Below are 20,664 nucleotides of genomic sequence, written 5' to 3'. Positions count from 1 at the left end.
ACCGGGTACGCCCGGAAGGGTGAGGGTAAAATTTGCCCTCACCCTTTTTATTTGCCCTCACTCACCCCTGGAAGGGCGACGAATAGGGAGTTTCAGGAAAACAGTGATAGTGGTGAGGGCAGGTTGAGTAACTTTTTGTTCTACTACTACTCGAAATGCAGGGTGCCGAAAAACTCCGGACAATGGAAGTTCGGCTTCTCCAGACCTATCGGATTCCATGAAAGGAAATGGGGAGTCTGGAGCTTATCGCCGCATTTATAAAAATTGGCACGGAGCGTCTTTCCATCCAACGAAGTGATGTCATGCAGGAAGAAAGCGGAATAAGGGATGACCAGAGCCACTTCCCAGGCACACTCACCTACTCTTTCGTCGAAAGCCTCACGTCCCAAAGAAGCCCAACGCTGCACTTTATCGAGCACCTCTTGCGGGGCATGCTGGCGGTTTCCACGTCCGGCACCTGCCCCGATAAGCAGCGTTCCGGCACAATTACACTCCATATTGTAGTACACTCCGTCACCGGCAGGCACAGAGAAGAACTCTACACACGCATCTTCCCAGACCGGACCGTTATCGTGTCCTGCCACTGCGCGTACACTCGCTTCCCTTACCTTGAAATGCAGCAGAATGGCATCTTCCGTATGCGCTATGCGGAACTCCACACTGGGAGCATAAGGAAAAGCAGCCCAATTCACTGTATTTACGGGCTGAAACGCCACTTTCTCTTCATCCAGAAGAGCCGGAACCGACTCTACCGGTATATTGGCCACACTTACTTTCTTTACATTCAATTCTTTCATTTTACTATTTTGGGGATTAATTGCAGACAACGGCAGCATGCAAAGAGCTGCTGCTATCGTCATCAGATACTTTTTCAGATACATGAGTCAATGAACTTTTTCATCTCCGATGTATGTTCCTCCACGCTCTGCAACAGTTTGAACTGAGCCTTGGTACGAACAAGATTGTGCTCCGGATACTGGATTTTATAATAAGTATCACCGTTGATATAATCTGCCAGGAAGCGTACGCACTGCATGTATGGGAACAAGGCAGCCGCATAAGGCAGATTCTCAATCTCTATCGGCAACAAGAAGGATTTGCCCGATTCCAGATAACCCTTGGTAAATGCCTGGAATATTTCCATATTGAAGTTCACATTATCCAGATTCTTGTCATCTTCCAACCCCGTGTTGGCACCTGAGCGAAGGAAATCGCCATAATCGGAGAAGATGAAGCTGGGCATCACCGTATCCAGGTCGATGACACAAAGCACCGTACCGTCTTCGTCGAACATCATGTTGTTTACTTTCGTATCACAGTGGCATACCCGTTTGGGCAGTTTGCCTTCACGGTACAAGCGTTCTGCCTTACACATTTCATCAGCACGTTTTTCTATCTCATCCAGAAAATACTGCACCTCCTGCACACGTCCCGCCGCATCGGCAGCCACAGCGTCACGGAGTTGCTTCAAGCGGAACTCCATGTTGTGGAAATCGGGAATTGTCTCGCCCAATGTATCTGGAATGTCGGCAAGCATAGCCTGGAAATTACCGAAGGCAGCTCCCGCATAATAGGAATATTCCGGATTTACCGTCTCGTAAGTCTTGGCACGAGGAATAAAAGTCATGATACGCCAGTAGTTCTCACCGTCATACCAATAGGTTTTCCTTTCGGCCGTGGGGATGAAATGAAGTACTTTGCGCTCGACATCGGCCTCTCTTTTCTCTTCCAGTTTCTTACGGATATGCCTGGTCACAGCCTCGATATTGGACTGTAACATCTCTACATTCTGAAAAATGGCATGATTGATACGTTGCAGAACATAGTCCGGCGCACCGGCCTCAGCGGTGGTCACTTTGTACGTATCGTTAATCAGGCCTGAGCCTAAAGGCTTGATTTCACGAACTGTACCCTGCATTTGAAAATGAGATACAATAGATAAAAGGTCTTTCATGATAATAAATGAATTAATTTGTTTACAAAGATACGCTGATAGCCTTATACCAAAAGGCAAGTATCGTTCGGCGCGCTTCCAAAATTATACATTTATCCAAACATAACCACAAAAACCGCCTAATAAATAAGAAGTCTTGTACAAAATATACCTATATTTGTAACTGAAACCTTAAAAACTACCCGAAAAGTGCGAACGTTTATCATCCGGCTGCTTCTTGTTTCAGTAAGCATGATTGCTGCAACCCTGCAGGCGCAGAACATCACCTTCAACCATCTGACGACCGACGACGGTCTGTCACAATTCTCCGTGAACAGTCTTTACATCGATGAAAACGGTGTTTTATGGATTGGAACCCGAGAAGGCTTGAACCGTTATGACGGAGAAGACATACAAACTTACAAGCTGCAGAAGAACAACCCTTACAGCCTTTTCTGCAACACCGTGCTACGCATGGCCGGCAACCGTAACGGAAAAATCTACCTGCTCTGTACGGAAGGAGTAGCCGAGTTCAATTTCGCCACCCAAAGATTCACCACCCTGCTGCAAGGAAATGTGCACAGCATATATTACAAAGAGGCCCTTTTCATCGGAAAACAGAATGAAATCTACCGCTATAACGAGCAGACCGGAAACTTTGACCTTTATTACCAGCTTCCCGGAAAAAGTCTGGAAATCTGCTGTATGCATCTGGACAAAGGACAAATGTGGATTGGAACGACCACCAACGGAGCATACCGCCTGCAACTGGACAAGAACGAGCTGACCCACCCCATCCTGAAAGGCAACATCACCAGCATATACCAAGACAGCGAAGGCGAGTTATGGATTGGCAGCTGGAAAGAAGGGCTGCACCATGTAAAAACCGACGGAACCATCGAAATCTTTGAATACGACGCAAAGAACCCTTACAGCATCTCTTCCAACTTCGTGCGAGCCTGCTGTGAAGACAATCTGGGAAACATCTGGATTGGAACCTTCAACGGTCTGAACCGGTATGACAAAAGTACGGGACTCTTCCAGAACCACACTGCCAGTGATGCCCAGAGCGACGGACTGACACACTCTTCCATCTGGTGCATCGTAAAGGACAACCAAGGAACGCTGTGGCTGGGGACCTACTTTGGCGGTGTCAACTATTTCAACCCCGAGTACGAGATATACAGCCGCTATATGTATTCGCCCATCGAAAAGAAAGGACTGAGCAATCCGGTTGTAGGCCGCACCATCGAAGACAAGAACGGCAATCTGTGGATTGGCACCGAAGGGGGCGGACTGAACTATTACAACCGCCGTACCCGTGAATTCAAATGGTTCCGCCCGGGAAGCGGTCCCAACAGCATTTCCCATAACAACATCAAGGCTCTCTATTATGATGCCTCCAAAGACATCATCTGGATAGGAACCCATCTGGGCGGACTGAACAGACTGGACATACACTCAGGCCGATTCACACACTACCGCATGGAAGCAGACAATCCGGAAACCCTGCCTTCCGACATCATCCGCGACATCGTGCCTTATCAGCACCAGCTGGTAGTGGCCACCCAAAACGGAATCTGCCTCTTCGACCCTGCCAACGGGAAATGCCAACAACTGTTCCAGGACAGCAAAGAAGGCAAAAGAATCAAGATGGTGGCAGACATCACTTTCGACAGCAACGGTACGCTCTGGATTGCAGCCACGGGCGAAGGTGTGTTCAGCTACCGTTTCGATACCGGCAAACTGACCAACTACCGCCATGATACTGCCAACCCACACAGCATCAGCAACAACAATGTAAACAACATTACCCAAGACAGCAAAGGCAATCTGTGGTTCGCCACTTCGGGCAGCGGACTGGACTTATACCGCCCTGCCAGCAACGACTTCGAGAACTTTGACCAAGCGAAGAACGGTCTTTCCAGCGACTGCATCTACGAGACGCAGGAATCCCCCACCAGCGGCAAACTGCTGCTCATCACCAACGAAGGCTTCTCCATCTTCGACTACCGGCAGAAGGTATTCCTGAACTACAGTGCCGAAAACGGTTTCCCAATGACTGCCGTCAATGAGAATGCCCTTTGCGTGACCCGTGACGGAGAAATATTCCTGGGAGGCACGCAGGGAATGATTTCCTTCCATGAAATGGAGTTGAACTTCACGCCGAAACCCTACAAAATCATCCTCTCCCGCCTCATTGTGAACGGAACGGAAATACAAGTGGGAGATGAGACCGGTATCCTGCAGCAAGCCTTGTACTGCACCCCCGAGATTACGCTCAACGCTGACCAGTCCATGTTCAGCATAGAGTTCGCCACTTCAAACTATGTAGCCGCCAACAAAGACGACATCATCTATAAACTGGAAGGCTTCTCCAACGATTGGAACAGCACTCGTGGACTACACAACATCACTTATACCAACCTAAACGCAGGAACCTATAACTTGATTATAAAGCCCAACGGAAAAGACGAGAGCCTTTGTCCGCAAGTCCACCTGACCATACACGTGTTGCCTCCCTACTACAAGACTCCCCTTGCCTATCTTATCTACCTGATAGTGACGGGAATCCTGCTCTGGTATCTGGTGCGTACCTACAAGTCGAGAATCAAGTTGCGTGAATCACTGAAGTACGAACAGAAGCACATCCGTGACGTAGAGGCCTTGAACCAGTCAAAGCTACGTTTCTTCACCAACATTTCCCATGAATTCCGCACCCCGCTGACGCTCATCGTGGCACAAGTGGAAACGCTGATGCAACTCCAGAACTTCACGCCTGCCATATATAACAAGGTGTTGGGCATCTACAAGAACAGCATACAGCTACGGGAACTCATCACCGAGCTGCTCGACTTCCGCAAGCAGGAACAAGGGCACATGAAGATAAAGGTAAGCCCACACAACATCGTGAACTTCCTATACGAAAACTATCTGCTTTTCCTGGAATATGCCAGCGCCAAACAAATCAGCCTCTACTTCGAAAAGGAAACAGACAGCCTCGAAGTGTGGTATGACCAAAAACAGATGCAGAAAGTGATAAACAACCTGCTGTCCAACGCCGTCAAGCATACCAAGGCGGAAGACAGCATCACCCTCAGCATCAAGACCGAAGGCAGCAATGCCGTCATCCGTGTGACCGATACCGGCAGCGGCATAGATGCCCGGGAAGTGGACAAGATATTCGACCGCTTCTACCAGATAGACCCAATGGACTCTACGGATGCAAGCAAGACGGGTACGGGTATCGGCCTGGCATTGACAAAGGGTATCGTGGAGCTCCATCACGGCACCATCCGTGTGGAAAGCGAACTGGGCAAAGGCAGCAGCTTCATCGTAAACCTGCAATTGGGGAACGCACAGTTTGACGAAGAGCAAATAAATAAGAATGCAGACAGTGTGCAACAAATAGAAATTCCCAAACCGGAAAACGATGCCTTGCTCAAGGCAGAGCTGGAAGAGAATGCTCCCATCAAACGGCTCCCGGATGCAAAAATCCTGATAGTGGAAGACAACGACTCCATCCGCGACATGCTGGCAGGTATCTTCAAGCCGTTCTACGAAGTACTGACTGCGGCCGACGGAGCGGAAGGACTTACACTGGTGCGTAGCGAAATGCCCAATATCGTAGTCAGCGATGTAGTGATGCCCAACATGTCGGGAACGGAACTGTGCAAACAGATAAAGAGTGACTTCAACACCTGCCACATTCCCGTGGTACTGCTCACGGCACGTACTGCCATCGAACAGAATATCGAGGGACTGCGCATCGGTGCGGACGACTATATCACCAAGCCATTCAACACCAATCTATTGATTTCTCGTTGCAACAACCTCGTAAACTCGCGCATCCTTCTGCAGGAGAAATTCAGCAAGCAACCGCAAGCCTTTGTACAGATGCTTGCCACCAACCCCATAGACAAAGAGATTCTGGACCGCGCCATGACAGTCATCGAGCAACATCTGGACGATACGGAGTTCAACGTCAACGTCTTTGCCCGTGAAATGGCAATGGCACGCACCAATCTGTTCACCAAGCTGAAGGCTATCACCGGACAGACTCCGAATGACTTTATCCTGACCATCCGCCTGAAGAAAGGCGCTCTGATGCTGCGCAACAATCCGGAACTGAATATCACTGAAATTGCGGACCGGATAGGTTTCAGTTCTTCACGCTATTTCTCCAAATGCTTCAAGGACATTTACCATGTCAGCCCGCTGGCCTACCGCAAAGGAGAGAATGGAGGAGAGGAAAGTACGGAAGACAGTGAAGAGACATCTTAATATTGTACATCAAGCCATCGCATGATACGGTTTGTACTTTTTCTCCCTTCCCTTGTACTTCCTCATACACCCGATTCCACAAAACCTCTTACCTTTGACCTCAGAATTACAATCTAAAGTCAAAGAACTATGAAGCATTTTTCCCCCTTGTGGTCTCTGATTCCCGGTGCAGCCCTGATAGCGGGATGCGGAAGCCAACCTAAAGACAAGACTTCGGAGCACTCGCCGCAGAAGCCCAATGTAGTATATCTGATTGCTGATGACCTGGGTATCGGCGACCTGAGCTGTTACGGTGCCACCAAAGTAAGCACTCCCAACATCGACCGCCTTGCCGGACAAGGCATGCAGTTTACCAACGCTTATGCCACTTCTTCCACCAGCACCCCTTCCCGCTTCGGCCTGCTGACAGGCATGTATCCCTGGCGACAGAAGAATACCGGCATTGCTCCGGGCAATTCCGAACTCATCATCGATACCGCCTGCGTCACTATGGCCGATATGTTCAAGGAAGAAGGCTACGCCACTGCAGCAGTGGGCAAGTGGCACCTCGGCCTGGGTCCTAAAGGCGGTACAGACTTCAACCACTCCATCAAACCGAACACCCAAGACATCGGCTTTGACTATGAATACATCATCCCCGCTACCGTCGACCGCGTTCCCTGCGTCTTTGTAGAGAACGGACATGTAGTGGGCCTCGACCCCAACGACCCTATCACGGTGAGCTACGACCACAAGGTCGGTGACTGGCCCACCGGTCTCGAAAACCCCGAACTCGTCAAGATGAAACCCAGCCAAGGGCACAATAACACCATCATCAACGGCATCCCCCGCATCGGCTGGATGACCGGCGGTAAATCCGCCCTTTGGACAGACGAAGACATTGCCGACGTGATTACAGACAAGGCCAAGAACTTCATCACAGCCCATAAAGACGAACCTTTCTTCCTTTATATGGGTACGCAAGATGTACATGTTCCCCGCGTGCCACATCCACGTTTCGCCGGCAAGAGCGGTTTGGGCGTACGTGGCGACGTCATCCTCCAGCTGGACTGGACTGTGGGTGAAATCATGCACACCCTGGACAGCCTCGGCATTGCCGACAACACTATTTTTGTATTCTGCAGTGACAACGGTCCCGTCATAGACGACGGCTATCAGGACCAGGCACACGAACTGCTGAATGGCCATACTCCCATGAAGCACTACCGCGGTGGGAAGTACAGCGCTTTCGATGCCGGTACCCGCATTCCCTTCATTGTACGCTGGCCCAATGGCATCAAGCCCGGCAAACAACAAGCCCTCTTCTCCATGATTGATGTATACGCTTCATTCGCCGCCCTGCTGAACCATCCGCTGGAAGCAGGCATCGCTCCCGACAGCCGCGACCAGCTCAGCAACTTCCTGGGAACCGATACTGCCGGATGTGACTATATTGTACAACAGAATCTGGACAATACACTCTCCATTATCCAGGGAGACTGGAAATACATAGAGCCCAGCAACAAACCGGCACTGGAGTACTGGACGAAAACAGAAATGGGAAACGCCCCACAGCCTCAACTGTACAATCTTTCCATCGATCCGTCCGAAAAAGACAATGTGGCAGAAGCTCATCCGGACAAGGTAAAAGCCCTCTCCATCCTACTGAAAGAGGTGAAGGAAGCAAAGAATCAAAGCGAAAGGAGATAAAAGTACAAGAGTGTGGTTGCTCGCAAGTTTTGTACGAATTCGTACTTTTTGCGAACTATTAACTAAGGCATTTGTATATTCCATCTCCTACATTTGCGATGTGATTCAACTCTAAAGTGAGTACAAAACGAAGAAACAGCCTTTATTAATAACTAATTAAATTAATATTTATGAAACAGAAAGTAACCTTTATGCTACTTGCAATGCTCTTTTGCTGTGTACTCGGTATACACGCACAGACTGGAGGCCAAGTAAGCGGTAAAGTTGTTGACGCCATGGGAGAATTACCCGGTGTCAGCGTTGTTGTGAAAGGAACCACCAACGGAACTACTACTGACCTGGAAGGAAAGTTCACATTGGGTAACGTAAAATCCTCCGATATCCTTCAATTTTCTTTTATTGGATACAAGACCCAAGACATCAAAGTAGGTGAGCAGCAGACATTCAATATCACATTGGAAGAAGATGCCCAGGCATTGGATGAGGTGGTTGTTGTGGGATACCAGGAAGTTCGTAAGAAAGACTTGACCGGTTCTGTATCCAAAGTCAACATGAGCGACTTGCTCAAGACTCCTTCTGCGTCTTTCGACCAGACATTGGGCGGCCGTATCGCTGGTGTAAACGTAAGCTCAGGTGAAGGTATGCCTGGCGGTACGATGACCATCACCATCCGCGGTAACAACTCGCTAACACAAGACAATACCCCACTTTATATCATCGATGGTTTCCCAGTGGAAGATGCACGCGTAGCAGCTGCTATCAACCCAAACGACATCGAATCGACTGATGTATTGAAAGATGCATCGGCCACAGCCATCTATGGTGCGCGTGGTGCCAACGGTGTCATTATCATCACCACCAAGCAGGGAAAAGTAGGTAAACCACAACTCAGCTATGACGGCAGCTTCGGTATCTCCACCGTTACTAAAAAGCTGGACATGATGGATGCTTATGATTACGTGAAACTACAACTCGAAGTAGATCCTACCCGTGCCACTGAAAAATACCTTCCGCTATACGAGGGACATCAATGGACGCTGGACGACTACCAAGGCATTGCCCAAAACAACTATCAAGACGAAATTTTCCGCACTGCATGGCAGCAAAACCATAATGTTCGTCTGTCCGGCGGTTCGGAAGGTATACGCTACAATGCATCCCTTTCTTATTACGACCAAGATGGTATCCTGCTCAACTCCAATTACGAGCGTCTGCAAAGCCGTCTGAATACTTTGGTAAAACGCGGTAAGCTGACCATAAACTTCAATTCCAACTTCTCTCGTTCCATCCAGAGTGGCTCATCTCCTTCTTCAAGTTCTTACTCCGGCATGAATAACCTCTTCTATAGTGTATGGGGGTATCGTCCGGTTAACTACCCCGGTAAGTCTCTTGACTCTCTGCTGAATGATCTTGTGGACGATGACATAGATGCATCGAACGACTACCGTTTCAACCCCATCGCCGACCTGAAGAACGCTTACCGCAAGTACTACGTCAACAATCTTCAGCTAAATGGCTACGTAGAATATGAGTTTATCAAGGGGCTGAAACTGAAAGTGTCCGGTGGATGGACTTATGACAACCGCCATTCAGATACCTTCAACAATTCCAAGACCCGTTACGGTGGTCCTACATCTACCGACAAAGTGAATGCAGAAGTAGTGCGCCAGCAACGTTTGACGTGGTTGAATGAAAACATCTTGACCTATCAGACTAACTTCAAAAGCAAGCACTTCCTGAATGCATTGCTCGGTGTGACATTACAGAACTCTGACTATGAATATTACTCATTACGCATGAAGCAGATTCCCAACGAATCACTAGGTATGGCAGGCATGAGCCAAGGTACTTTTGACAAGAGTACTTCCACGTTGTCTTCCTGGTCTATGCTGTCTTATCTGGGACGTGTGAACTACAACTATAAATCCAAATATTATGCCACTGCTTCATTCCGTGCCGACGGTTCCTCTAAATTCAGTAAGAAAAACCGTTACGGCTACTTCCCCTCAGGCTCACTGGCATGGAGCTTCTCCGAAGAAGAATTCATGAAGGACTACAAGAAATGGCTTTCAAGTGGTAAGCTTCGCCTGAGCTGGGGGCTTACGGGTAACAACCGTATCGGTGAATACGACTACCTTGCCTTGCTGGACATGATTAAAAGCCATGCCACTACCAGCATGAATAACACAGTATATCCTTTTGACGGCAATAACGCCAACGTCGGTGTAGCCCCCATCTCTCTACCCAATGAGGACTTAAAATGGGAAACCACCGAACAGTGGAACTTGGGTCTTGACCTGGGATTCTTTGACGAACGTATCAGCTTTACTGCCGACCTCTATCGCAAAACTACGCGCGACTTGTTGCTGGATGCCACTCTTCCTTACTCTTCGGGTTATCTGACAGCCATGAAAAACATCGGTAAGGTGCGCAATGACGGTATTGAATTGACTTTGAACACAGTGAATATAGACAATAAAGACTTCAAATGGAGCAGCAACTTCAATATCTCCTTTAACAAGAACAAAGTGTTGGAACTCGCTGAAAACCAAACCAGTTTATTGAGCACTGCCACTTTTGACCAGAACTTTAACAGCCAGCCCAACTACATTGCCAAGATAGGCCAACCGATGGGTATGATTTACGGCTATATCTACGAAGGCACTTACAAGTACGATGACTTTGACAAAAGCGGTAGCAGTTATACGCTGAAAGGTAACATTCCCCACTACGTGAGCGAAAGCAATACACAGCCCGGTATGCCAAAGTACAAAGACTTGAACGGTGACGGCATCATCGACACTAACGACCGTACCATGATAGGACGCGGTCTGCCCATCCATACCGGAGGTTTCACCAACAACTTCGAATATAAAGGCTTTGACTTAAGCGTATTTTTCCAATGGAGCTATGGCAATGACGTTCTGAATGCCAACCGTCTGTTCTTCGATAGCGGTTTCCAAAAGAAACGTGAGCTGAACCAATATGCCAGCTATACCAACCGCTGGACACCGGAAAACCCGAACAGTGATATTCCGGCAGCCACCAACTCAAGTTCTAACCTCGTGATTTCTTCACGTGTAGTAGAAGATGCCTCATTCCTGCGACTGAAAACCGTAACATTGGGCTATACCGTACCAAAAACTTTCCTGAAGAAGTATAAGATTGATAATGCACGCCTTTATGTAGCTGCACAAAATCTTTGGACCATCACCGGATACTCCGGGTACGACCCTGAAGTATCTATCCGTAGCGGAGGTCTGACTCCGGGACTCGACTTCTCGTCTTACCCACGTGCACTCTCCGTAAGTTTCGGTATCAATTTAGGTTTCTAATCCCATTAAAGCACTGAAATATAATATGAAAACAATAAAAACAATAATACTATCTTTGACTTGTCTGGCTATGGTCTCCTGCGATTTTCTGGACAAAGAACCTACTAAGCTGACTCCCGACAATTACTTTAATAATGCGGATGAAGCTCTCTCATTCCTGACCTCTGTATACGCCCCACTGACCTCACAGAACTTCTACGGAAACGAATACATGTTCATGACGGGTGCTGATGACTTGTCCCATTATGGTGGTGGTCGCAATCCGCAAACCAGCGGTGCGATTGCCTGTAACAATGCCAATTCAAGTTCACCGCAATTCAGCAATCTTTGGCAAACACTCTATACGGGTATCGACCGTGCCAATACGTTTCTTGAGAATATTGACAAAAGCAAAGACATATCCGACAAATTGCTCCTACAGTACACAGCAGAAGCACGTTTCATGCGCGCTTACTACTACTTCACACTGGTACAAGGCTGGGGAGACGTTCCCTTCAAGACAACTTCCACCAGTAGTGTAACGGGACTTGACATTCCCCGTACAGACAAGCAGACTATCTATGATTTCATCACCACCGAAATGTCTGAATGCGCTGAAGGTCTTGCTACAGCCGCAGAACTAGGCTACAAGCCGGGACATGTTTCACGCTCTGCAGCATGGGGTATTCTGGCACGTGTCTATTTATTCCGTGCCGGCGAGCATTTCCGAGACAATGCCAACGGAGACGCTACAGCCATTCAAAATTATTTCAAGCAAGCCAGCACCTATGCACAAAAAGTAATGGGCGAAGGACATGGCTTAGCAGCCAACTACTGGGATGTATTCATCGACCTTTGTTCTAACCAATACAATACTACAGCCAATGAAAGTATCTGGGAGGCAGAGTTTGCCGGAGACTATACTTCCGAAGTCAGAGCAGAAGGACGTATCGGAAACCTGATAGGCATCAAATGTCCTGACGAATCCAACGATCAATCTTTAATAGACGCTAAAGATCCCGGATTTGGCTACGCATACTTCTGGTCAACTCCGAAACTATATGAACTCTACAAGGATAATGGAGACATCAACCGTATGAACTGGAATATTGCGCCATTCGAATACGTGGAGGCCGTAAGCAAGAAAGGCGTTACAGGACGCCAATTCGAGTACGGTAAGCTGGAAGAAGTGAAAAACCAATATTGGGATGTGTCTTACAGCTATGGCGAAGGTGATTCTTCCAAGAAAACGGGAGATTACGAGAAAACCGAAGCCGACTCAGAAAAGAACTACTCACGTGCTTGCGGAAAATACCGCAGAGAATATGAGGCATACGGCACCAAAAAGAACAAGAACTACACTTCACTCAACTTCCCATTGTTACGCTATTCGGACGTATTACTGATGGTGGCCGAAGCAGAGAATGAAATTAGCTCCTCTCCCACTACACTGGCTTACAAATGTTTGAACGACGTGCGTAATCGTGCCGGCATCGCTCCCTATGAAGAAGGAAGCCTCAGCAAAGAAGCCTTCCGTCAGGCAGTGAAAGATGAACGTGCTATGGAACTCTGCTTTGAACATACCCGCCGCTACGACCTTATCCGCTGGGGTGAATATGTGAAAAACATGAATGAATTAGCTCCCCGTGCCCTTCAAGGCGCCAATGCCAACTGGGCTACGGGACCTAGCTACAGCGTCTATACCTTCTTCCAGATAACAGACGCTTACAATTACTTCCCCATACCGGACAGTGAAATGTCAGTAAACAAAGCCATCACCCAGAATAATCCTGGTTGGTAATCGAATGAGTGAAACAAAGATAATCGTTCCAAATAAATGAATCATATCATGAAACTAAATAAACTATTGATAGCTATCAGCATTGCAAGTTTCACTTTTGCCTCCTGCGAAAGCGAATTCACTAAAGATGCAGAACTGGATGTAAATGTGGCAACCGGAAACGGTGTCAGTTTCGACGGTCAGACCATCACCGTAAAAAGCGGAACTCCGGTGGAGTTTCATTTCAAGGGTGACCCGGACTTCCTCACTTTTTACAGCGGTGAAGCCGGAAAAGAATATAAATACAGAGAACGTACTACAGTAGACGAAAGTGAGGTGGAAACTTCAACTTTGAAATTCAAGCTGACCCCACAATATGGAAATCCAGCAAACATACTCACCATGTATGTATCCTCCGACTTTCCCGGCATAGAAAAAGGGAACTTTGAAGCCGACTCCGTACTGGTGGAGCAACACGCTTGGGAAACATTGATCCCGGCTTCCGATTTCCCTACTGCAACCAAAGCACAAGACTTTGCCATAGACATGAAGCCCTATTTGGGCAAACGTATTGCCATAGCCATCTGCTATCGCGGTCAAACCAACAGTGTGGCACAAACGAGATTTACTTTTAGCAACATGCAGATATTGAACCAAATGTCCAAGGGACAAGAGACGACTTTCACCGCCGGATCTTTCGGCTTCACCCCTATCAATATGTTGCACCGTCATAACCTGAGCGACCAGAAGAGTATGACTTCCAACCGTGCCTATGGCACAGTCACCAACAACACTTCCGGTATCTGGAACTTCAAGGACATGAACGCTTTCTTCATTCATAGTTCCAACGCCAATACTGAATTAAAATATAGCTGGCTGGTTTCCAATCTGTTTGTTGTCAACGCATGTTCCCCCGACGCAGGCACCGGATTGAAGAACGTTACCCAGAGTCTTGACTCTTATCAATATACCTACAAGACTCCCGGTACCTACACAGCCACCTTTGTAGCCACCAATGGAAACTACAAACAAGAATCTTCCGTGGTACGTGAATATAAAGTGATGGTAACCGAATAATGAAATAAAAACGTTCTATCAACACAAAACTTCTAACCTTAAGTATTTTTATAGACCTTAATCAATTAACTTTGTCAGGGAGGAACCGCGAGGCTCTTCCCTGATTCATAAATCCCCTAATATAACAAAGAATATCAACATGAAAACCCATAACATCAAACTCATTGCAGCAATTGCCTTGTGCATTACATTGACAGGTATTCGTGCCCATGCCTCCGACTTCAAGACCATCTACAACCGGATGTACGAAAAGTACCTCGACCGGAACACATCGAAAGAAACTATTGGCGGACTGATGAAATCCCTCTCACCAGAAGGAGCATTCGTCACCCTCAACTATCGCGCTACCGACGGTTCCCCACGCAAGCATGTACAAAACCTCATCGCCCTGGCCTGCGCCTACCAACATCCAGAGAACACATTCTACCATGACAAAACGCTGAAAGAGTCTTATCTTAAAGCGCTCCGCTTCTGGATAGACACCAACCATCAAGCCAAAAACTGGTGGTATCGTTATATCCCCTATCCCAAAGAACTATCTACCAGCGTAGTGCTGATGAGCCGCGAAATCAATGAAAATCCAGAACTTTTTGACAAGACCATCAAATACCTACGCTGGAGCTACGAGAATGCCGCCCCCTCACACATGACAGGAGCCAACGGCGCCGACATCATCATGGGGTCATTTGCCGCCAGCATCCTGACCGAGAACGAAAGCCAGATGGAAGACTTCAAAGAACGGATGACGCAACTGCTCACCATACAACCCTCCGAAGGCATACAACCTGACTATCTCTTCGGGCAACATTGCGGTCATGGACGGCAACTTTACTTCACCAGCTACGGCAAAGAATTCGTTAACTCCACCCTCGCTTATCTGGAACTCTGCAAGGATACCCGTTTCCAAAGCCCCGGACTGGAATTATTGCAACGCCTCTTCACCGACGGCGTACAATGGATATTCTACAACAAGCAGCATGACCCCAACAATGCAGGACGCTTTATCAGCAGCAACCAATACTCCTCTGCCATAAAAGTTCTGGCCGAAAGAATCTGCAAGTTGAGCAACTCCGATGCACGCAACAACATGAAGCAAGCACTGCAACACATCGGTGGAGACAACAGCCTGACGGGTAACCGCATGTTCTGGCGTTTCGACTACATGGTACACCGCCGCAACAATTATATGACCAGTTCACGCATGACCTCCACCCGTACCGTAGGCAACGAGGCCGGCAACGGTGATGGTGAGTTCAACTATTATGCCTCCAACGGAGTAAATTATCTTTTTGTCACCGGACACGAGTATGACGGCAATTTCTTTAAGATATTCAACAACCGCCAATATCCCGGCATTACTGCCGAACAAGACAATGCCCCCCTTCCCATTCCCGATTGGGGTGAAGGCGGCAATAACGGAAACTGTTTTGCCGGAGGTGTCAGCGACAGTCTTTATGGAACCTGCGGCATGATTTTAGACCGCCGCGGATTACAAGCTCACAAAGCCTGGTTCTATTTCGATGAAGAATTTGTATGCCTTGGGGCAGGCATCTGCAACGCCAAAGGAAAAGCCGAAGTATTCACCACTCTCAACCAATGTAACCGCAACGGGAAGGTACAGTACATGACAAATGGGAAAAAACAGACTCTGAAGAACGGCTCCATACAGACCGTTGCAGACTGGATACTCCACGGACAGACCGCCTACTTCAATCTGCTGCCCCAAACCGAGTACAAAATAACTTGTGATACGGCACTGTTCAGTTTGAACGCCAATCACGGCATCCGCCCGCAGCAAGGGAAATACGCCTACGTGGTACACCCAAGCATCCCTAGCACATCCGCTGCCGCAAAATATGCTGCAAAGTTGCCGATAAAAGTACTTGCCAATACGGAAAAAACACAAGCTGTACGTCATGAAAAATTAAGAATAACAGAAATCATCTTCTATCAACCAGGGGAACTGAAACTTGAAAATGGTGACATCCTTGCGACAGATACCCCTTGTGCCCTTTTGTGGAAGGAAAAAGAAAAAAGAATACATATCGCAAATCCACGTTGTGAATCGGAAAATCCTGAAAAAGCAACAATAACACTGATTCAAAACGGACAAGCCAAACAAATATTGCTTGAAATGCCGCAAAAAGAAGAAGCCGGAAAAAGTAGCACAGCTTCCTACTAGAAAGAAAAATATGTATCTTTGCAGCCATGAACGAGAACATATTACCTATCCACTTCGCCCCGCTACAAGGCTACACCGATGCCGTCTACCGGCGAGCGCATGCACGCATCTTTGGCGGCATAGAGACCTATTACTCTCCTTTCGTACGCATGGAGCACGGAGAAATCCGGCGGAAAGATGCCCGTGACATTGAGCCGGACCACAATCCGGGCCTGCACCTCATCCCCCAGCTCATTGCTCCGGATGCGGACAAGCTGGAGCACATAATGTCCCTTTTCATCGAAAAAGGATACCGGGAAGCGGACATCAATTTGGGTTGTCCTTTTCCGATGCTGGCCCGGCGCCACAATGGCTCCGGCATGCTGCCCTATCCCGAAGAAGTGAAAGCGCTGCTCTCCGAAGCCATCGACCGGCATCCCGACATCCGTTTCTCCGTGAAGCTGCGTCTGGGTTGGGAGCAGGCGGAGGAGTGTCTTGCCCTGCTACCGCTATTCAACGAACTCCCCCTCGCACACATCATCCTGCACCCGCGTCTGGGCAAGCAGCAATACAAAGGAGAGGTAGACCTGAAGGGATTTGAAGCTTTCTACAAAGAGTGCACCCGCCCTCTGTTCTACAACGGCGACCTGCATACCGTGGAAGATATCCGTTCTATCACCACACGGTTCCCCCGATTGGCAGGTATCGTCATCGGCCGCGGGCTGCTAGCCAATCCTGCTCTGGCGCTGGAATACAAGCAAGGAACCCCGATTTCTTCCGATGAAATGGCGAAAAAGGTGGGGCAACTGCACACCGAGGTCTTCAACGCCTATCAAGAGCTACTACAAGGCGGTGAGGCACAGTTATTAATGAAAATGAAAAGTTTCTGGGAGTATCTGTTACCGGACGGAGACCGCAAAGCGAGAAAGACCATTCATAAGACCAGTAAACTGGCAAACTATCAGTCAGCAGTAAGCAATCTGCTCGGAACATATTAAACAACCGTTTCCAGTATCTTTCTCTATAGGAGAGAAAGGCTAAGACTCCTATACCGAATACCCACAACACCCGGATGTATTCACCCAAAACATGGGGATGTATTACCCCAAAACATCCCCATGTTTTATAGTAAAACACCCGGATGTTATGGGGTAAAACATCCGGGTGTTGTGGGTATTCAGTATCAATGTCTAACCTATACTCTCCCTACCTCTTTAACTCTACCTCTAAGCTTGCAGCATCCCGGCAAGTAAAGCGCAACACTGTCTGCTTCTTGTCTGCCGACACCACCTTGCAATAGGGCGTCTCGGTAACCTTCCACTGTCCCTTCAAAGTAACGGTTACGGGAATCTCCTGACTCTCATTGTCAGTCCACGAGCGTGAATAGATACTGCGCTCAATACGTTTTCCGTCTTTGTCGAAAGCCTCGTCACTCGGACCGCGATACAAGGCCAGGTCGGGCTGGGAGACAGTCAGAAGAAGCTTGTCCTTATATTCGCGTATCATGACAAGGCACGATGTATCGGCTTTCTGCAACAATCCACCGTCGGGCAGAGTCTGCGGCGTCTCGAACAAGACGTAAGAAGTAAGACCGTCTGCCGGAGAGCGTACAATATGGGCGTTGCGGTCTTGCCGGAGAATCTTGTAAGTGGGTTTCTTGGCGAATGCCTTCAAAGCGGCAGCATCCGTGTGGGGCAGCACTGCATATTCGTAGGAAGCGCCTTTCGGGGCTTTGCCATGTTGCAATGTCAAGGACACCCAATCACCGGAAGTAGGCTTGGTGCTACGCTCGCCCACGGTCACTTGCGGAAAGTTCTTCTCGTACCGGGCAGCAGGGCGGGAGGCTTTGGAAATGTAATAACCTACGCCGTTAGGGTCTATATAAGTCTGTCCGTCACTCTGATAGGACTCCCAGTATTGACGGGTTTCGGGAGTGGTGGCGGCAAGCTGGAACACGGTAGTTTCCGTAGGATATTCGGTATTCAGGTTTTCGATGTCCGTACCGAGGCATACAATGGTGCCATCGAAGAAGTGGAACGACTTGCGGGCACGGTGAGAACCGTTATACTTATCATGTTCATGCAGCACCATACCGAAGTTACCGTTCAGATGTGCCTGGGACAAACCGCCGGCAAAAGCCTCATCGGAATAGAGCATCTCCTCCATACCGGAGAAGGTATCGACATTCAATACCCGGGCACGCAACTGGTCGAAAGGCAGATGGATGCTCGTGACACCCGGAATACGATTCCAGTCGAAACCGGCTTCCTGCCAGCCACTGGTGGCAAAAGTAACCATTTCATCGGGTTTTCCGGTAAGAATCTGCATGCTGCCATGTGCCAGATAACGGCCATAGAAGTTGGCGGGAAGATAGTGCTCGGCAGCCCAGAGATAACGGGAATGTCCGCGAACTACGGCAGCCCAGTTGTCACGACGCTGTACGGATACACAACCGTAACCCAAAGCCAGATTGCCTTGCGGGTCGGGTTCCGGACGGAAGCCTTGGGCTTCGAGCAACTTCTTCATTTCCAATTCGTGGCGGGTAGAAGCCTTCGGCAGATAGTCGGGCGCATTCTTGTCCGGAGCTTCTGTATAGGCAACCAGGCGCAGATAGGCAGCAGCCATTTCGGGGTCATATTTCTGCTTGCCATCCGGCGTACCGGCAATGGCCATCGTGGCATATTGGATAGGTATCAGGCTTCCTCCCCCGTTGGGATGGCGCCCGGACATGGAGAGAGGCCATTGCTTCAAGTTGCAATAGAAACGCATGGTGAGAAGCACTTTCTTCACCGTCTCGTGTGCCTGCTCGGACAGGCGGAACTCGGTACCACTCAGCAAGTAAATCATATTAGTGGCACCGTCCAGACCGCCCACTGCATAGGCAGGATAATTGTTGCAATGATGGAAGCAGGCACCGTCCTGCTTGAAAGAACCGGCCAGTCCCGGCGCAGGAAGGCAGCCTTTGTCCAGCCAACGGGAGAAGGAACGCAGGTATTGCAGTTTCTCCGGTGTATCTTCCATAATCAAGATGCTGGCTATGCGGCCTTGCAACTTGGTGTTGAACGTATCTATATCAATACCGTTGACGGCAGGTTCGGGATATACCTCATTGGTGATGGCATACCAGTTGAGCGTACGTACCGCCTCTTCCAGCTTACCAGCCTCACGCAACACGTCCTTCATCAAGAAATAAGACACAAACAGACCGCGCATACTATATCCGTAATGGTGAATATTTCCCCAGCAACTGCCGTAGGCAATACCCTGGTCGGTGGCGTTATCGTACATGGCGATGAATTTCTGCTTCAACTCGTGTTTCAGCGCCGCATCCTCCGCATTGTCGTAGGCGATGGCGATGCGTTTCATCAGGTTGAAATAGTCGCTTATCTCTATCCCCAGTCTGGAGAACATATCTTTGTCCCAATCGGGTACCATACGTTCGTATGCCTCGGAGTGACGTACGAAATAGATAGGACGTCCTGCTACCTTGCCGTTCTTGTAGGTAATCCGATAAAAATCATACTTCTTACGGATGGACTGCATCTCCTTCTCCGAAAGTGCGGAAGGCGTGTAGAGCATGTCGCGGAAACGTTTCTCCATAATCCGTATATCCTGCTTCTGCGCCTCGGTCACGTCTGTCAGAGGGATGTCCGGTTTCCACAAGGAGTGTTCGTAGATAATCAGCCAGTGGTTGGTGGTTCCCTTATTTACAAACGGTACCTGTAAGTCGGCAGTCTGCTGGCGGGCATCCACCTTGCTGGCAGTAATCAGATGGTCGAAAAAGAGTTTCCCCTTCACGTCGGGGGCTACAATTCGGATTTCGTCCATCCCTTCTTCCGGGGTACCTTGCATATCGCGTTCATAACATACCCATGCTCCGCGCCAACCGGTGAAGTTGATGCCAAAAGGAAAAGAGGTGCATACCTTGCCATCCTTCAAGAACTCAAACCGAATCTGCTTGTCCTGGGCCTGCTCATTGTACACCCATACGATGAAAGCCGAAAGATAGGTGTCTTTCCCCGTCGGGTCTTTCTTCTCAAACTTCAAGTCTTTCTTGATGGACAGTGCGGCACCCGGCTCGAAAGTCCAGCTCAAACTGTGGTCGCCGTCCCTATAATGTTCGTCGCTAATGCCCAACTGCGAACCGGCTGCCGTAGTGACAAACGCCGGAACCTGTCTCTCCTCAAAAGAAAGCAAACGCTCATTCTTCACGATTTGCGCATGTACACTGCCCGGCAGCAACATGCAAACGAGCGCTGCCGCTCCTATTTTCCATTTACTGAATTGCATCATGGCTGTTTATTTAAGGTTATCGATATTTGCTACTTGGAAATCTGCAAAAGAAGTTGTAACCGCATATTCCAATGCATTAGTACGGCACAAAGAAACCCCTCTTTTTGGAAAAGGGGGGCATAAATCGTACAGA

The 20,664-nt window shown here is 48.7% G+C and carries 10 protein-coding genes; 7 read left to right on the top strand and 3 right to left on the bottom strand.

Features of this window, described 5'->3' with window-relative positions; all coding sequences use genetic code 11:
* Positions 1 to 146: 146 nt before the first annotated feature.
* Entirely contained in the window at positions 147 to 881 is a 735-nt protein-coding gene (locus tag JXR92_RS04915; RefSeq protein WP_117599835.1) for a carbohydrate-binding family 9-like protein, read from the bottom strand.
* Positions 872 to 1,954 (bottom strand): phosphotransferase enzyme family protein, encoded by a 1,083-nt coding sequence (locus JXR92_RS04910; protein ID WP_138345171.1) that lies wholly within the window; start codon positions 1,952 to 1,954, stop codon positions 872 to 874. The genes JXR92_RS04915 and JXR92_RS04910 overlap by 10 nt, the downstream gene beginning before the upstream one ends.
* A 189-nt stretch (positions 1,955 to 2,143) precedes the next feature.
* Here JXR92_RS04910 and JXR92_RS04905 point away from each other — a divergent pair, with 189 nt between their 5' ends.
* The 7 genes from JXR92_RS04905 (at position 2,144) to JXR92_RS04875 (ending at position 17,236) form a co-directional block, all read left to right on the top strand.
* Complete coding sequence (locus tag JXR92_RS04905; RefSeq protein WP_138345173.1) at positions 2,144 to 6,217, top strand: hybrid sensor histidine kinase/response regulator transcription factor; 4,074 nt, start codon at positions 2,144 to 2,146, stop codon at positions 6,215 to 6,217.
* Between the two features lie 129 nt (positions 6,218 to 6,346).
* Positions 6,347 to 7,906 (top strand): sulfatase family protein, encoded by a 1,560-nt coding sequence (locus JXR92_RS04900; RefSeq protein ID WP_138345175.1) that lies wholly within the window; start codon positions 6,347 to 6,349, stop codon positions 7,904 to 7,906.
* A 191-nt stretch (positions 7,907 to 8,097) separates the two neighbouring features.
* Positions 8,098 to 11,241 (top strand): SusC/RagA family TonB-linked outer membrane protein, encoded by a 3,144-nt coding sequence (locus JXR92_RS04895; protein WP_226791316.1) that lies wholly within the window; start codon positions 8,098 to 8,100, stop codon positions 11,239 to 11,241.
* Positions 11,242 to 11,266: 25 nt separating this feature from the next.
* Positions 11,267 to 13,021, top strand: a complete 1,755-nt coding sequence (locus JXR92_RS04890) for a RagB/SusD family nutrient uptake outer membrane protein (protein WP_117599840.1) — start codon at positions 11,267 to 11,269, stop codon at positions 13,019 to 13,021.
* 48 nt (positions 13,022 to 13,069) lie between these two features.
* On the top strand, positions 13,070 to 14,077 hold the full coding sequence (locus JXR92_RS04885; protein ID WP_118696388.1) for a DUF5017 domain-containing protein: 1,008 nt from the start codon (positions 13,070 to 13,072) through the stop codon (positions 14,075 to 14,077).
* 139 nt (positions 14,078 to 14,216) lie between these two features.
* Complete coding sequence (locus JXR92_RS04880; RefSeq protein WP_138345179.1) at positions 14,217 to 16,259, top strand: polysaccharide lyase family 8 super-sandwich domain-containing protein; 2,043 nt, start codon at positions 14,217 to 14,219, stop codon at positions 16,257 to 16,259.
* A 26-nt stretch (positions 16,260 to 16,285) separates the two neighbouring features.
* Positions 16,286 to 17,236 carry a tRNA-dihydrouridine synthase family protein gene (locus JXR92_RS04875; protein ID WP_171030423.1) on the top strand — a complete coding sequence of 317 codons (951 nt, stop codon included), beginning with the start codon at positions 16,286 to 16,288 and terminating at the stop codon, positions 17,234 to 17,236.
* A 208-nt stretch (positions 17,237 to 17,444) separates the two neighbouring features.
* Here JXR92_RS04875 and JXR92_RS04870 read toward each other — a convergent pair whose 3' ends face one another.
* Positions 17,445 to 20,531 (bottom strand): chondroitinase family polysaccharide lyase, encoded by a 3,087-nt coding sequence (locus tag JXR92_RS04870; RefSeq protein ID WP_138345183.1) that lies wholly within the window; start codon positions 20,529 to 20,531, stop codon positions 17,445 to 17,447.
* Between the last annotated feature and the right edge of the window lie 133 nt (positions 20,532 to 20,664).

The organism is Bacteroides parvus (assembly GCF_017309675.2).
GTDB lineage: Bacteria > Bacteroidota > Bacteroidia > Bacteroidales > Bacteroidaceae > Bacteroides > Bacteroides uniformis.
The sequence above is the reverse complement of the archived record's forward strand: the minus strand, read 5'-3'. Positions and strand labels throughout refer to the sequence as shown.

Bases quoted from the DNA above. Each gene is read 5' to 3' on its own strand.
- JXR92_RS04915 (WP_117599835.1), bottom strand. From the start codon at position 881: ATGTATCTGAAAAAGTATCTGATGACGATAGCAGCAGCTCTTTGCATG.
- JXR92_RS04910 (WP_138345171.1), bottom strand. From the start codon at position 1,954: ATGAAAGACCTTTTATCTATTGTATCTCATTTTCAAATGCAGGGTACA.
- JXR92_RS04900 (WP_138345175.1), top strand. From the start codon at position 6,347: ATGAAGCATTTTTCCCCCTTGTGGTCTCTGATTCCCGGTGCAGCCCTG.
- JXR92_RS04895 (WP_226791316.1), top strand. From the start codon at position 8,098: ATGCTACTTGCAATGCTCTTTTGCTGTGTACTCGGTATACACGCACAG.
- JXR92_RS04890 (WP_117599840.1), top strand. From the start codon at position 11,267: ATGAAAACAATAAAAACAATAATACTATCTTTGACTTGTCTGGCTATG.
- JXR92_RS04885 (WP_118696388.1), top strand. From the start codon at position 13,070: ATGAAACTAAATAAACTATTGATAGCTATCAGCATTGCAAGTTTCACT.
- JXR92_RS04880 (WP_138345179.1), top strand. From the start codon at position 14,217: ATGAAAACCCATAACATCAAACTCATTGCAGCAATTGCCTTGTGCATT.
- JXR92_RS04875 (WP_171030423.1), top strand. From the start codon at position 16,286: ATGAACGAGAACATATTACCTATCCACTTCGCCCCGCTACAAGGCTAC.
- JXR92_RS04870 (WP_138345183.1), bottom strand. From the start codon at position 20,531: ATGATGCAATTCAGTAAATGGAAAATAGGAGCGGCAGCGCTCGTTTGC.